This is a genomic window from Dactylosporangium sp. CS-033363 (assembly GCF_050942475.1).
Classification (GTDB): domain Bacteria; phylum Actinomycetota; class Actinomycetes; order Mycobacteriales; family Micromonosporaceae; genus Dactylosporangium.
This window is the reverse complement of sequence record NZ_CP192032.1, coordinates 1,900,958-1,915,812: the sequence shown is the minus strand read 5'-3', so window position 1 is coordinate 1,915,812 and position 14,855 is coordinate 1,900,958. Positions and strand designations below refer to the sequence as shown.

Sequence of the window (14,855 nt, the reverse complement as noted above, 5' to 3'; positions counted from 1 at the left end):
GGGTGGTCAGTTAGGCCGACTCACGCACGACCAGGTGCGTGTCCAGCACAGTCGAGTGGGCCGGCCCGCCGGCGATGCGGGCCAGCAGGAGCCTGGCCATCTCGCGACCCATCCCCTCCACCGACTGGTGCACGGTGGTGAGCGGCGGCAGGGTCTGCCGGGCCACGGCGGAGTCCTCGAACCCGACCACGGCGACGTCCGCGGGCACGGTCCGGCCCCGCTCGCGCAGGGCTCGGATGGCACCGGCGGCCATCAGGTCGGAGGCGGCGAAGACGGCGTCGAGCCCCGGGTTGAGATGCAGCAGGCGGTACATCGCTTCGGCGCCGCTCGCCTCGCTGAAGTCGCCGTATGCGACGAGACGGTCGTCGAACGGGTGGGACGCGTTGCGCAGGGCCACGCGGTAGCCGCGCAGGCGGGCCTTGCCGACCCCCATGTCCTGCGGGCCGGCGATCGCCGCGACGCAGCGGCGCCCCAGGTTGAGCAGGTGCTCGACGGCCAGCCGGGCGCCGCCCTCGTTGTCGTTGTCGACGAACGAGACCGTGTGCCCGTTGAGCTGTCCGCCCGATTCCCCGTGGATCAGGCCCGTCTCGAGCATGTGCGCGGTGCGCCCGCCCAGGACGGTCGGCAGCCCCCGCCCGGCCAGCAGGCCGGGCAGCGGGTCGTCGTCGTGCAGTGACAGCAGCAGGACGCCGTCGACGTGCTGATCGGAGAGGTGCCGCTCGACCAGCACGCGCTCGGAGACCGACTGTGCCATCGCGAGCCACAGCTGCATCTGGGTGTCGGCCAGGTGCGAGCTGACCCCGCGGACGATGCCGGCGAAGAACGGCTCGCCGAAGACCCGCTCCTCGGACTCGGAGACGACGAGCGCCACCGAGTCCGTGCGGCGGGTCACCAGCGCCCGGGCCGCCCGGTTGGGCACGTACCCGAGTTCGTCGATCGCCTTCTGCACCGCCGCCCGCGCCTCCGGGCTCACCTGGGGCGAGCCGTTGATGACCCGGGAGACGGTGCCGCGCCCGACACCGGCCAGGGCCGCGACCTCGTCGAGTGTCGGGCGGTGCACGCTACTCGGCCAGGCCGTTGCGCTTGATGACCTCGCGGTACCGGTGCCCGCTGGTCTTCATCGTGCGCGCCTGCGTGTCGTAGTCGATGCCGACGAGGCCGAACCGCTTGGTGTAGCCCCACGCCCACTCGAAGTTGTCCAGCAGCGACCAGGCGAAGTACCCCTCGAGCGGGGCACCCTGCGCGATCGCGTCCAGGCAGGCGCGGAAGTGGGCGTCGAAGTACGCGGCCCGCTCGACGTCGTCGATCTGTCCGTCGGCCCCCGTGGTGTCGACGTAGGCCGCCCCGTTCTCGGTGATGTACAGCGGGATGGCCGGGTAGTCGCGCGCGACCCGCACCAGGGTCTCGGTGAGCCCGGGCGCGTCGACCTCCCAGTTCATGTCGGTCACGGGCACGCCGGGGCGCTTGTGGAAGCGCACGTGCTCGCTGCCGGGCCAGGACGTGGGCGCCCGCCAGTAGGGCTCGGCGGGCACGTCCGGGTCGGGCGCGCCGACCACGTGCCGGCTGTAGTAGTTGATGCCGAGCAGGTCCAGCGGCGTGGAGACGACCTCCAGGTCGCCGTCCTGGACGAAGCCGAAGTCGGTGACCCCGGCCAGGTCCGCGCGGACGTCCTGGGGGTAGGCACCGAGCAGTACCGGATCCAGGAAGATGCGGTTGGCCAGCCCGTCGATGCGCCGCACGGCCTCGTGGTCGGCCTCCGACGCCGGGTCGGCCGGCGAGATCGCGTAGAGGTTCAGCGTGATGCCCAGCTGCGCGGCCGGGTCGGCGGCGCGGATCGCCCGCACCGCCTCGCCGTGGCCGAGCAGCAGGTGGTGCGTCGCGGCGAGCGCGTCCGGGGCGTGCTTGCGGCCCGGGGCGTGCGCACCCGACGCGTACCCGAGAAACGCCGAGCACCAGGGCTCGTTGAGCGTGGTCCAGTGCTTGACCCGGTCGCCGAGCGCGCCGTGCACCTGCGCGGCGTACTCGGCGAACCGGTGTGCGGTGTCGCGGACCGGCCAGCCGCCGGCGTCCTCGAGCTCCTGCGGAAGGTCCCAGTGGTACAGCGTGACCCAGGGGGTGATCCCGTGCCCGAGCAGCTCGTCCACGAGCCGCCGGTAGAAGTCGAGCCCCTGTTCGTTCATCGACCCGCGGCCGCCCGGCTGCACGCGGGGCCACGCGATGGAGAACCGATAGGAGCTCAGCCCCAGGTCGGCCATCAGCGCGACGTCCTCGCGGTAGCGGTGATAGTGGTCGCACGCCTCGTCGCCGGTGTGCCCGCCCTTGGTCATGCCGGGGGTGTGGCTGAACGTGTCCCAGATCGACGGGGTACGGCCGTCCTCGGCCGCCGCCCCTTCGATCTGGTACGACGCGGTCGCCGCCCCCCACAGGAATCCGGGTGGGAACGTCAGCGGGTCGATACTGGTCACGCCTTGACCGAACCTTCCATGATGCCGCCGATGATCTGGCGACCGAATGCGATGAACACGAGAAGCAGCGGAATGATCGCCAGCGCTGTCCCGGTAAAGACTTGCACGTAGTCCGTCTTGTAGTAACCGGTCGCCAAGATGTTCAGCGAGACCTGGACGGTCGGGGTGTCCCCGTCGAGCACCACGTAGGGCCAGAGGAAGTCGTTCCACGTCTCCATGAACGTGAGCAGACCGAGGACCGCCGCGGCCGGGCGCAGCGCCGGGAGCACGACGCTCCAGTACGTCCGCCAGGTCGAGGCCCCGTCCACGCGCGCCGCCTCGATCAGCTCGTCGCTGATCGCCGACTCCGCGTACTGCCGGATCATGAAGACGCCGAAGCCCTTGACCAGGAACGGCACGATCACCGCGGGCAGCGTGTGCAGCCAGTCCAGCTTCACCATCAGCAGGTACAACGGAATGATGTTGACCTGCGTCGGGATCATCATCGTCATGATGATGATGAGCAGCAGCGCGTTCTTGCCGCGGAACTTGAGCTTGGCGAACGCGAAGCCGGCCAGGGTCGAGAAGAACACCACGGACAGCGTGACGCAGCCCGACACGATGGCCGAGTTGATCAGGCCGTAGACGAAGTTGGCGTCCGTGTTCTCCAGCACCCGCTGGGCGTTGGAGAAGAAGTTCCCACCCGGGGTGAGCGGCGGCGGGATGTCCGTCACCGCGCTGTTGTCCCGGGAGGCCACGATGAACGACCAGACGATCGGGAAGACCGACAGGACGATCGTGATGATCAGCGCCAGGTAGGTCAGCGGGCTGGCCTCCCACAGCGACGCGGACGCGCTGCGGATGCGGCCGGAGCGCTTGGGCGCCGGGGCCGGCGTGGTCCGGCTGGGCCGGGCGGGGGTCATGGTGCTCATTGCGTCTGCCCCCTCACCGAGCGGCGCACCAGCAGGAAGTTGATCAGAGCGAAGATCAGGATGATCAGGAACAGCAGCCAGGAGATCGCGGCGCCACGGCCCACGTTGAAGTTGTTCGTGAACGTGGTCTCGTAGATGTACATCGCGACGGTCTGGAACTCGTTGAGCGAGCCACCCTGGATGCGGCCGTAGTTGAACAGCAGCGGCTCGGTGAACAGCTGCATGCCGCCGATCGTGGAGATGATGACCGTGAACAGGATCGTCGGCTGGATGAGCGGCACGGTGATCCGCCAGAAGCGGCGCATGGCCGAGGCCCCGTCGAGCGAGGCCGACTCGTAGAGCTCCTTCGGGATCGCCTGCATCGCGGCGAGGTAGATCAGGGCGTTGTAGCCCGTCCAGCGCCAGTCGACCATGAAGGCGATCGCGGTCCACGACGACCAGCGGTGGTTGCGCCACTCGACCGGGTCGAAGCCGACGGTCTGCAGCAGCCAGTTCGCCAGGCCGTAGCGGTCGGCGAAGATCAGGCCGAAGACGATGCCGACGGCGGCCACGGACGTGATGTTCGGGATGAGCACGCCCATGCGGATCGCGGTGCGGGCGCGCATCTTCTTGTTCAGCCAGCTCGCGATCATCAGCGCCAGGATGAGCTGCGGCACCGTGGCCACGATGAAGAGGCCGAACGTGTTGCCGATGACCGTCCAGAAGTGCTCGTCGGCGAGCACCTTGCTGTAGTTCTCGAAGCCGACGAAGCCCTGGTCGCCGCCGGTCAGCGTGTTCTTGCGCAGCGACAGGACGGCGGTGTAGATGAGCGGGTACGCGCCGAACACCGCGAAGAGCAGGAAGAACGGGGCGACGAACACATACGGCGAGTACTTGATGTCCAGCCGGCCGAACCGCGAGGTGCGCCGCCGCGGCGGCGTCTCCGGGTCCCGCCGCCCGTGACGAGGCCCGGCGACCTCGACATTGGTGGTCATGGTGTGGTCCTTCGTCCTAAGCCCGGTCGCTGGCGAGCGGAGGTGGCGAGTTGCCGCCACCTCCGCCCGGTGTCGATCGGGGTCCCGATCAGCCTTCGGCCAGCGCCTTGCTGTCCTTGATGGCCTTGTCCCAGCCCGCCTGAGCGCTCAGCTTGCCCTGCTCAGCGGCCTGCATGGCCGGCTCGAAAGCGTTCTCCCAGAGGGCCTGGTGCTTCGGGCCCAGGTAGATCGGCTTGAGGGTCTTCGCGGCGTCGACGTAGATCTTGCCGACCGGCGCGTTGTTGAAGTAGTCGTTCGTCGCGCCGGCGATCTGCGGGTCGGAGAGCGCGTTGACCGACGACGGCAGCGGGCCGGCCTCCTTGAAGGAGTCGATGCCACCCTGCTTGCCGGTCAGGAACTTGATGAGCTCGAACGCGGCCTTCTTGTTCTTGCTCTGCTCCGGGATCGCGAGGTAGGAGCCGCCCCAGTTGCCGCCGCCGCCGGGGATCGACGCGATGTCCCACTTGTTCTTGCCGGCGTCGCCGGCGCGCTCCTTGATGACACCCGTGTACCACGGCGGGCACGGCACGGTCGCGAACGCGGCGTTCTTGAACGCGGCGTCCCAGTCCGTCGACCAGCGGGCCAGCTTCGCCGTCAGGCCCTTCGAGGCCATGTCGATGCCCAGGTCGTAGGCCTTGCGCACGACCGGGTTGCTGTCACCGATGTACTTGTCGCTCTTGTCGTAGAACCAGGTGTCGCTGTTCTGCATGATGTACGGCTGCATGACCGAGGTGGCCGAGTCCAGCCAGGTCGCGCCGGTGTTCTTCGACTTGAAGGTCTCGCCCTGCTTGACGTAGTCCGCCCAGGTCGGCCAGAGCTTGCTCACGGCGTCGCGGTCGGTCGGCAGGCCGGCCTTCTGGAACAGGTCGGTGCGGTAGCACATGGCCAGCGGGCCGACGTCCGTGCCGAGGCCGACGAGCTTCTTGCCGTCCGCGGTGAACGCGTTCTTCCACTTGAACGGCAGGTACTCGCTCTCCAGCGACGAGGCGCCGAGGTCGAGCAGGTTCGCGAAGGGCTTGTTGTCCTTCAGGTACTGCAGCAGCATGCCCTCTTCGAGCATGACCACGTCACTCGCGCCGCTGCCCGCGGAGAGCTGCTGGGCCAGCTTCGGCACGAAGTCCTTGGTCTGGCCCTCGTTCTTGACGTCGACCTTGATGTTCGGGTTCGCCGCCTCGAAGTCCTTGACGGCCTGGGTGAACCCGGGCGTGCCGAAGTAGGACAGCGAGATCGTGACCGGCCCACCGGCCGTGCTGTTGTCAGATCCGGCGTTGTCGTCCTTGGCACTGCAGGCGCCAACGCCGAGGGCGAGCCCGACGGTCAGCGCGGCCGCGGCGACGGATCGCATGCGGCGCGAGGTGAAGCTCATCCTGACCCCTCTCTCAGGTCGTGATGGGTGTGGGTGGTGTGGGGTGTTGATGCGCACGGCGGCGGGCACGCGGAAGCCCCGCCGGCGCGGTCTGGCGGACATGCGAGTTGATGTCTCCCACGGCTGCGGGGTGTGGCACCGGCCACAGCCGCGGGAGCGCTCCCATGAGATTGCAGGGCGAGCCGCCGTGTGTCAATGGGGCAATGGGAGCGTTCCCATTTCGTTACCGCAAGATTTCTAAGGCAGCATTTCGCCCGATTTGTCCGGTACTGGAGGCCTGTTGACCATCACGGAACGTGACAGCGGGAAGAAAGGGCCCTACGTGTACTGAAAGTTACTCAGGTCATCCGCCGCAGCAACGTGCTCGACGGCCCCGGCGCGAAGTCCACGGGGTCGAAGGCGCGCCCGAGCCAGGCCCGCATGGCCTCGTGATCGGCGTGCGCGGGGTCCGCGTAGGCGGCCAGGAACTCGCGATAGCCGGAGGGCCCGCCGACGTCGTCCGGCGGGCACGCGCGCTCCCCGCCGGTGCACATCGGATAGCGGGTCTCGAGGTCGGCCGGGACCACGTCCTCGACCGCGACCTCGTGCTCCCACCAGTCGCCGAAGTCGTAGGTGTACCGCAGCTTCGAGCCCTTGGCGGCCAGCGCGTCGAGGCGGTGCTCCAGCTCGTCGCGGACCTCGAGCAGCCCGTCCGGGTCGGGCACCCCGTACTGCACGCCCTCGATGTCGAAGACGTGCAGGTGACGGTCGCCCCAGCCCATGGCCAGCTGGATCACCCGGTGCAGCCGATCCAGGGTGTACCCGCCGGGCACGAGGACGCGCCGCCAGACCGGCGGTTCGACGCCGTCGAGCGCGATGCGCAGCTGGTAGATCATGCGAGCCATGGTGCAGCCATTGTCGGGTGCGCAACCCCCGCGCCGCAGCCCTTCGATCCGATCTCCCACCGAGTAGGGTTTTCAGGTGCAGCAGCTGTGGCCGAGCGCCGTCGAAGATCCCCAGCTCATCGACCTGTATCGAACTCCGCCCGGGCCTTGGCTGCGGCTGAACTTCGTCGCCAGCCTCGATGGGGCGGGGACGGTGGACGGGAGGAGCGCGCCGCTGTCCGGGCCGGCCGACAAGCGCGTCTTCGGGGTGCTGCGGATGCTGTGCGACGCGCTCGTGGTGGGGGCGGGGACGGTGCGCGACGAGGGGTACCACGCGCTGCGCCTCGACGCCGGCCGGCGGGCGTGGCGGGTGGAGCACGGGCTCGCGGAGTACCCCACCCTCGTGATCGTGTCGAAGCGGCTGGACCTCGATCCCGCGCTCGACGCCCTGGCCGGCGCCCCGGTCCGGCCGATCGTGCTCACGCGCACCGGCGCCGACCCCGGGAAGCTGGGCGAGGTCGCGGATCTGATCACCGTCGGTGACGACGCGGTGGACCTCGTCGCCGGGGTGGCCGCCCTGCGCGAGCGCGGGTTCGCGCACCTGCTCAGCGAGGGCGGGCCGATGCTGTTCGGCTCGCTGGCCGCGGCCGGGCTCGTCGACGAGCTCTGCCTGACCGTCTCGCCGCTGCTGGCCGGGGCCGGCGCGGGGCGGATCATCGGCGGCCCGCAGCTGCCGGAGCCCGAGCGGCTCACGCTGCGTCACGTGCTGTACGACGACGGGTTGCTCTTCCTGCGACACGCTCGTTAACCCACAGGGCCGTCCACAGGCCTGTGGACAACGCGGCAACACCCTGTGGACAAAGGTGTGTCGCGACCGGGTTTGTCCCCGTTTGTCCAAGTGAATCGGACACTCATCCATCCACCGTGGCGTGGTGCCTTCGCCCTGCCCGCCCGCGTGGGGCACGATGCACAGGCGAACACTTGTACTGGGGGTCGACAGCCATGGAGGACGAAGCCGGGGCCGCGAGCAGCGGGCCGGTCGTCGGGCGCGTGCTCGGCACCGCCGACGCCACGCCGCTGACGTTCTGGGTCGCCGTGGAGGACGGCGCCTACCTCCAGCTCGACGACGTCGTCGTCACGCAGCGTGACGTTCCCGAGCACGACCCGGTGACCATCGCCGGCGTGGTGACCGCGGTGCGGGCCCGGCACGAGGGGGTCGTGTTCGACTCCGACGTCTTCCTCGTCGCCGACGGCACGCTGCCGGCCACCGTCCAGGAGGCCGCGGAGATCACCACGACCCGCGTCGATCCCGAGGTGTACGTCCCGCCGACCCCGGGCGCGCTCGTCCACCGGGCGCAGGGCGACGCGCGGGCCGGGGCGCTGTACTTCGACCGGATGGACCGCACGATCCCGATGGGCTTCGGCCGCGACGGCGCCGCGATGTTCCTCAACGCCGACTTCCTCGACGGCAGCCGCGGCGCGCACGTGTCGATCTCCGGCATCTCCGGCGTGGCGACCAAGACGAGCTTCGCGACCTTCCTGCTGTACTCGGTCTTCCGCTCGGGCGTGCTCGGCGGCGCGGGCGAGACCGCGAACACCCGCGCGCTCATCTTCAACGTCAAGGGCGAGGACCTGCTGTTCCTCGACCACCCGAACAGCCGGCTGGACCAGGCCACCGAGGACGCGTACGCGCGGCTCGGGCTGGTCGCCGGACCGTTCCCGGACGTGCGGGTCTACGCCCCGCCGCGGGCCGGCGACTCGTCGGGCACCCCGGACGTGAGCAGCCGGCTCTCCGGCGTCGACGCGTTCTACTGGACGCTGGCCGAGTTCTGCGCCGACCGCCTGCTCCCGTACGTCTTCGCGGATGCCGACGACGAGCGGCAGCAGTACACGATGGTGGTCCATTCCGTCACCGCCCACCTGGCCCGCGTGGCGGTGCCGGCCGAGGGCGGCGTGGCGGTCGACGGCACCCGGCTCAACTCCTATGCCGACCTCGTGGACTACCTCGTCGAGCAGCTCAACGACGACGCCACCCGCGGGCAGTGGGCCGGCAACGCGATCGGCCTGGGCACCGTCAACGCGTTTGCGCGGCGGCTCATCGGCAGCAAGAAGGACCTGTCCCGGCTCATCCGCGGCGACCTGGCCCAGCGCAAGCCGCACCAGATCAACACCGCCGAGTCGGCCCAGGTGACCGTGGTCGACCTGCACAACCTGCCCGACCGCGCGCAGCGCTTCGTGGTCGGCGTGACGCTGCGCACCGAGTTCGAGCGCAAGGAGAAGGCCGGCTCGGCCAAGCCGCTGCTGTTCGTGGTGCTCGACGAGCTCAACAAGTACGCGCCGCGCGAGGGCACCAGCCCGATCAAGGAGGTGCTGCTCGACATCGCCGAGCGCGGGCGCTCCCTCGGCGTCGTGCTCATCGGCGCGCAGCAGACGGCGAGCGAGGTCGAGCGGCGCATCGTGGCCAACTCGGCGATCCGCGTCGTCGGGCGGCTGGACCCGGCCGAGGCGTCCCGTCCGGAGTACGGCTTCCTGCCCCCCGCCCAGCGCCAGCGCGCCCTGCTGGCCAAGCCCGGCACCATGTTCGTGTCGCAGCCGGAGATCCCGGTGCCGCTGTGCATCGAGTTCCCGTTCCCGTCGTGGGCGACCCGGCCCGCGGAGGCCGGTCCCCCGCCCGCCGCGACGCTGCGCTCGATCGCCCAGCACGCCACCGACCCCTTCGCCGTCGTGGCCCACGTCGGCGCCGGCGGCGTCTCCGACGACGACATCCCCTTCTAGGAGCCACGTTGCGCATCCTGCACACCTCGGACTGGCACGTGGGGAAGGTCCTCAAGGGACAGTCCCGCTCGGCCGACCACATCGCGGCGATCAACGGGCTCGTCGACGTCGCGAAGACCGAGCGGCCGGATCTCATCGTGGTCGCCGGCGACCTGTACGACACGGCCACCCCGACCGCCGAGTCGACGAAGATCGTCACCCGCGGGCTGTCGGCGCTGCGCAAGACGGGCGCCGAGGTCGTGGTGATCGGCGGCAACCACGACAACGGCAAGGCCCTCGACGCCCTGCGCCCGTGGGCCGACGCGGCGGGCATCACGATTCGCGGCGCGATCGGCCGGCCGGAGGAGCACCTGCTGGAGGGCACGACGGCGGGCGGCGAGGAGTGGCGGCTCATCGCGCTGCCGTTCCTGTCCCAGCGCTACGCCGTGCGCGCCAGCGAGATGTTCGACCTGTCGGCGGCCGAGATCACCCAGTCCTACGCCGGCTACGTCGGCGACCTCATCGCGCGGCTGGCCCAGGGCTTCGGCGCGAACACCGTGAACCTTTTGACCGCCCACCTCACCGTCATCGGGGCCACGATGGGCGGCGGGGAGCGGGAGGCGCACACGATCATGGGGTACGCGGTGCCGGCCAGCGTCTTCCCGTCCTCGCTGCACTACGCGGCGCTGGGCCACCTGCACCGCGCGCAGTCGGTCAACGGCCCCTGCCCGATCCGCTACAGCGGCAGCCCGCTGCCCATCGACTTCGGCGAGGAGGAGAACTTCGCCTCGGTCGCGATCGTGGACGTGTCGCCGGTCAGCGCCGCGCGGGTGCGCGAGCTGCCCCTGCCCGTCCTGACCCCGCTGCGCACCGTGCGCGGGACGCTCGCCCAGCTGGCCACCCTGGACACCGGTGAGGCCCTCCTTCGCGTGTACGTCCAGGAGGCGCCCCGGGCCGGCCTGCGCGAGGAGGTGCAGGCGCTGCTGCCGAAGGCGATCGAGGTGCGCATCGACCCGAAACTGCTGCCCGCGCCGGGCTCGGGCCGGGCCTCCAGCGCACAGGCCGGGCGCTCGGCCGGCGAGCTCTTCTCGGACTACCTCGACCAGCGCGGGCACGCCGACGAGGCGACCGTGGCCCTGTTCCACCGGCTGCACGACGAGGTGACGCACTCATGAGGCCCGTCCGCCTGGATCTCGACGGCTTCACCGTGTTCCGCGACCCCACCACCGTCGACTTCACCGACACGGACTTCTTCGCGCTGGTCGGGCCGACCGGCTCGGGCAAGTCGACGGTCCTCGACGCGATCTGTTTCGCGTTGTACGGCACTGTGCCCCGCTGGGGCGACCGGCGCGCCATCGCCAACGCCCTGGCCCCCTCGGCCGCGGAGGCGCGGGTGCGGCTGATCTTCGAGTCGGCCGGCAAGCGCTACGTGGTCACGCGCGTCGTGCGCCGCGACGGCAAGGGCGCGGTGACCACGAAGGCCGCCGGCATGGAGCTGCTGGCGCCCGGCCTGGACCTGGCCAAGCTGGAGTTCGGCCTGGAGCAGTCGGACATCGCCGAGGTGCTCGCGGGCACGCCGAGCGAGGTCGACACGGCGGTGCTGACGGTCGTCGGGCTGCCGTACGAGCAGTTCACCAAGTGCGTGGTCCTGCCGCAGGGCGAGTTCGCGGCGTTCCTGCACGCCAAGCCGGCCGAGCGGCAGAAGATCCTGGTCAACCTGCTGGGGCTGGAGGTGTACGGCAAGATCCGGGAGAAGGCCCAGACCGAGGCCGGCACCGCCGAGACCAAGCTCAAGGTGCTCGACGACCAGCTGCACGGCTTCTCCGACATCGACGACGCCGCGCTGGCCGCGGCCGTGTCCCGGGTCGAGGCGTTGCGCGCGGTCGCGGCGGCGGTGGACGCGATCGTGCCCCGGCTGGGCGACGCCGACCGGCTGGCGGGGCAGGCCGCGAGCGCGCTGGCCACCCTCGATGCCGAGATCGATCGTCTTTCCGCCGTTTCGGTACCGCCTGAGGCCGCGAACCTCGCCGCCACCGCCGCGACCGCGCGGGCGGCCGTCGCGGGCGCGCAGGATGCCGTGCGCGCGGCGGAGGAGCGGGAGGAGAAGCTGCGGGGCGAGCTGGCGGCGGCGGGCGATGCGACGGCGCTGCGGCGGCTGCTCGACCACCACGCCTCCCGCGCGCGGCTGGTTTCCGAGGCTACCTCCGTGCGTGCAACGCTCGCGTCCGCGGAGGCCCAGCACGGTAAGGCCGCAGACGCGCTGGAGGCCGCCCGCGCGGACGCGTCGGCGGCCCGGCTCGCCCTCGAGGCCGCGTTCGAGGCCTACAACGCGGCGATGGCCACGGACCAGGCGGTGGCGCTGCGGCCCGGGTTGCGGGAGGGCGAGGCCTGCCCCGTGTGCGAGCAGACGGTCCACGCGCTGCCCGACATGCCACACGAACCCGCGGTGATCAAGGCGAAGAAGGCCGGTGAAGTCGCCCGCAAACGCAGCACTGCGGCGGACAAGGCGGTGGAGGAGCGGGACCGGTCGGCGCGCGACCTCGACCGCGCGCTCGCCACGGCAAGGGCGCATGCCCAGCAGCTGGAGCGGCAGCTGGCCGAGCTGGAGCGGGCGCTGGACGGGGCGCCGCCGGCCGAGGCGCTGCAGCGGGACCTGGACGGGATCGGCGCGCTGACCCGGCGCCTCGAGCAGGCCGGGGCCGAGGTGCGCAAGGCCCGGGAGGGGCACCGCAACGCCGCGGGGGCCGCGGACCGGGCCGAGGAGCGGCTGCGCAGCGCCTGGCGGGCGTTCGACACGACGCGCGACGGGCTGGCCCAGTTCGCGCCGCCGCCGGCCAACCGGGACGACCTCGCCGACGCCTGGTCGACGCTGCACGGGTGGGCCACCGGCGAGGCGGGCCGCCGCCGGGCCGGGCGCCCGGCCGCGCAGGACGAGGTGAGCGCGGCCCAGCGCAAGGTGGCCGACGTGCGCGACGAGCTCGCCGCCCGGTTCACCGAGGCGGGCCTGGCCGCGCCCGGGGGCGACCCGGCCCGCGACGCCGCGGTGGCCCTCGAACGCGCGGACGCGGCGCGGCGCCGGATCGAGGAGCGGCGCGCGGACGCGGCGAAGATGCGCGAGCAGCGCGACGACCTGGCCCGCGAGGCGCACGTCGCCAAGGCGCTCGCCCAGCACCTGCGGGCCGACCGGTTCGAGCGCTGGCTGCTGGCCGAGGCGCTCGACACCCTGGTCGAGGGGGCGTCGCGCACGCTGCGGGAGCTCTCCTCCGGGCAGTACGACCTCGGCCACGAGAAGGGCGAGTTCTACGTCGTCGACCACCACGACGCGGGGCTGCGCCGGGCCGTGCGGACGCTGTCCGGCGGCGAGACGTTCCAGGCCTCGCTGGCGCTCGCGCTGGCACTGTCGGAGCAGCTGGCCGGGCTGTCGGCGGCGTCGGCCTCGCTGGAGTCGATCGTGCTGGACGAGGGCTTCGGCACGCTGGACACGGCCACGCTGGACACGGTCGCGGTGACGCTGGAGAACCTGGCCGCGCGCGGGGACCGGATGGTCGGGGTCGTCACGCACGTGGGGGCGCTGGCCGAGCGGATTCCGGTGCGCTTCGAGGTACACCGGGATGCGCGCTCGGCCCGGATCGAGCGGGCCGGCTTGTGATGGTGCTGCCGTGAAGCTGCACGTCGACGCCTGGGATCCCGGGTACGGGCAGTCCTTCGACGCGGCCGAGTCCGGGCCGCCCGGGCAGAGCACGGCGCAGGTGCAGACCGACGTGGAGCTGCGCGCGGACGCGTGGCGGGCGGTCGACCCGCCGGCCGGGCTGGCGCCGCCGGACACGGTGCTGATCGTCGACGGGGTGCAGCGCATCGACGCGCGGGTCTGGATCACCGACGACGCGGGGGTCACCCACCCCGGGGTCGCCGCCTCGTACGCGGCCGGCGTGGTCCGCTGCGAGCTCGACCGGGGCTCGGCGCAGATCGCCACCGCGCGGATCGACCGCGGGCTGTTCACGCCGGCCGAGAACCTGCCGGCGGTGGGGGCGGGGAACATCCGGTACACGTGGCGGCGTGTTTCGCGGGGTGAGCCCAAGGACCTGGCGCTCGGGGTGCAGCGGCACATGCGGGCCCTGGAGGTGGGCGTCTCCGGCGAGGAGCGCACCGACGGCGACCTGCTGATCGTGGACGGGCCGCTGCAGGAGCGGGCCCACCTGCCGCGGGCGCTGGGCTACATCAAGACGCACCGGGTGGAGTACCTGCCGCCGGAGCTGACGACCGTGGTCACGTCGCTGCGGGGCGGGCAGCGGACGCCGGTGTTCCTGCTGGGCACCTCCTGGAACCGTTTCGCCTGGTACCTGCGGCTGCCCGGACCCGCCGGCGCGCCCTGGTCAGGGATCGTGCGGGCGGAGTGCTCGGCCGACCTGACGTACGCGGACGCGGTCGCCCTCGCCCACCTGTCGGCGGTCACGCTGCCGCGGTTCGCGTCGCAGGCGTACAAGGACCCGCGGGCGCCGCAGAACCTGGTGCCGATCGCGGGGCTGGAGCGTAAGCTGCGCGCCATGCTCGGCGATGCGCGGCTCCTGCACCGGGCCCTGTCGCGGGCGGCGGTATGAAGGTTCCCGAGCGGTACGACCTCGCCGGCACGATGCGCGGCCTCGCCCTCGTCGGCGGCGACCCCACCCTGTCCGTCGGCGCCCGCACGTCCTGGTTCGCCACCCGGACCCCGGACGGGCCCGGCTCGATCCGCTTCGACCTCACGGGCGACGAGCTGACCTGGGAGGCCTTCGGGCCGGGCGCGGACTGGCTGCTCGAGCGCCCGGACGCGATCGCGGGGCTGCGCGACGACCTCACCGGCTTCGCCGAGCTGGCCCGGGCCCACCCGCTCGTGCACCGCCTCGCGCGGGAGCACGCCGGGCTGCGGATGGCCACGACCGGGCGGGTCTTCCACCACCTGGTGCCGACGATCCTGGGGCAGAAGGTGTCGGGCAAGGAGGCGGCCCACGGGTACGTGCGCATCCTGCGCAAGTTCTCCGAGCCCGCCCCGGGGCCGTGCGCGGGGCTCTATCTGCCGCCGGAGCCCGAGGTGATCGCGGCGACGCCGTACTGGGCGTTCCACCCGCTGGGCGTCGAGCAGAAGCGGGCCGACACCCTGCGGCGGGCCGCGGCGCAGGCGGCCGCCCTGGAGCGCTGCGCGGACGCGGTGAGCTGCACGGCGCGGATGGTGAGCATCGCCGGGATCGGTCCGTGGACGGCGGCGGAGGTGACCCGCGCGGCGTACGGCGACGTGGACGTGGTCTCCGTCGGCGACTACAACATCAAGAACACGGTGGCGTTCGCGCTGACCGGGGCCGCGCGCGGGACGGACGAGCACATGCTGGAGCTGCTGGCGCCGTTCGCGCCGCACCGGGGGCGGGTGTGTGCGCTGCTGGCGCGGGCCGGGATCGCGGCGCCTCGGTTCGGGCACCGGATGGCGCTGCGCTCGTTCGCGAGTTTCTGAG

The 14,855-nt window shown here is 71.8% G+C and carries 12 protein-coding genes; 6 read left to right on the top strand and 6 right to left on the bottom strand.

All coding sequences use genetic code 11. From position 1 onward, the window contains the following. Positions 1-10: 10 nt before the first annotated feature. From ACQPZ4_RS08775 to ACQPZ4_RS08750, 6 genes are all read right to left on the bottom strand, one after another. The gene (locus tag ACQPZ4_RS08775; protein WP_433057745.1) at positions 11-1,060 is read right to left on the bottom strand and encodes a LacI family DNA-binding transcriptional regulator; all 1,050 of its coding nucleotides are present in this window, start codon (positions 1,058-1,060) and stop codon (positions 11-13) included. Between the two features lies 1 nt (position 1,061). Next, on the bottom strand, positions 1,062-2,465 hold the full coding sequence (locus ACQPZ4_RS08770) for a GH1 family beta-glucosidase (RefSeq protein ID WP_433057743.1): 1,404 nt from the start codon (positions 2,463-2,465) through the stop codon (positions 1,062-1,064). Next, the gene (locus ACQPZ4_RS08765) at positions 2,462-3,307 is read right to left on the bottom strand and encodes a carbohydrate ABC transporter permease (RefSeq protein ID WP_433066391.1); all 846 of its coding nucleotides are present in this window, start codon (positions 3,305-3,307) and stop codon (positions 2,462-2,464) included. The genes ACQPZ4_RS08770 and ACQPZ4_RS08765 overlap by 4 nt, the downstream gene beginning before the upstream one ends. 65 nt (positions 3,308-3,372) lie before the next feature. After that, positions 3,373-4,350, bottom strand: a complete 978-nt coding sequence (locus tag ACQPZ4_RS08760; protein ID WP_433057742.1) for a carbohydrate ABC transporter permease — start codon at positions 4,348-4,350, stop codon at positions 3,373-3,375. 88 nt (positions 4,351-4,438) lie between these two features. Then, positions 4,439-5,755, bottom strand: coding sequence for an ABC transporter substrate-binding protein (locus ACQPZ4_RS08755; protein ID WP_433057740.1), 1,317 nt, complete (start codon positions 5,753-5,755; stop codon positions 4,439-4,441). A gap of 338 nt (positions 5,756-6,093) precedes the next feature. Then, a complete protein-coding gene (locus ACQPZ4_RS08750; protein WP_433057738.1) occupies positions 6,094-6,639 on the bottom strand; it encodes a plasmid pRiA4b ORF-3 family protein in 546 nt (181 codons plus the stop codon). 85 nt (positions 6,640-6,724) lie between these two features. Here ACQPZ4_RS08750 and ACQPZ4_RS08745 point away from each other — a divergent pair, with 85 nt between their 5' ends. From ACQPZ4_RS08745 to ACQPZ4_RS08720, 6 genes are all read left to right on the top strand, one after another. Further along, on the top strand, positions 6,725-7,426 hold the full coding sequence (locus tag ACQPZ4_RS08745) for a pyrimidine reductase family protein (RefSeq protein ID WP_433066388.1): 702 nt from the start codon (positions 6,725-6,727) through the stop codon (positions 7,424-7,426). Positions 7,427-7,620: 194 nt separating this feature from the next. Further along, entirely contained in the window at positions 7,621-9,393 is a 1,773-nt protein-coding gene (locus tag ACQPZ4_RS08740) for an ATP-binding protein (RefSeq protein ID WP_433057736.1), read from the top strand. A gap of 8 nt (positions 9,394-9,401) precedes the next feature. Beyond that, positions 9,402-10,547, top strand: coding sequence for an exonuclease SbcCD subunit D (locus ACQPZ4_RS08735; protein ID WP_433057734.1), 1,146 nt, complete (start codon positions 9,402-9,404; stop codon positions 10,545-10,547). Further along, positions 10,544-13,021 carry an AAA family ATPase gene (locus ACQPZ4_RS08730; RefSeq protein ID WP_433057732.1) on the top strand — a complete coding sequence of 826 codons (2,478 nt, stop codon included), beginning with the start codon at positions 10,544-10,546 and terminating at the stop codon, positions 13,019-13,021. Before ACQPZ4_RS08735 ends, ACQPZ4_RS08730 begins: the two co-directional genes overlap by 4 nt. Then, complete coding sequence (locus ACQPZ4_RS08725; protein ID WP_433057731.1) at positions 12,984-13,970, top strand: hypothetical protein; 987 nt, start codon at positions 12,984-12,986, stop codon at positions 13,968-13,970. Before ACQPZ4_RS08730 ends, ACQPZ4_RS08725 begins: the two co-directional genes overlap by 38 nt. Beyond that, positions 13,967-14,854, top strand: coding sequence for a DNA-3-methyladenine glycosylase family protein (locus ACQPZ4_RS08720; protein ID WP_433057729.1), 888 nt, complete (start codon positions 13,967-13,969; stop codon positions 14,852-14,854). The genes ACQPZ4_RS08725 and ACQPZ4_RS08720 overlap by 4 nt, the downstream gene beginning before the upstream one ends. Position 14,855 lies beyond the last annotated feature (1 nt).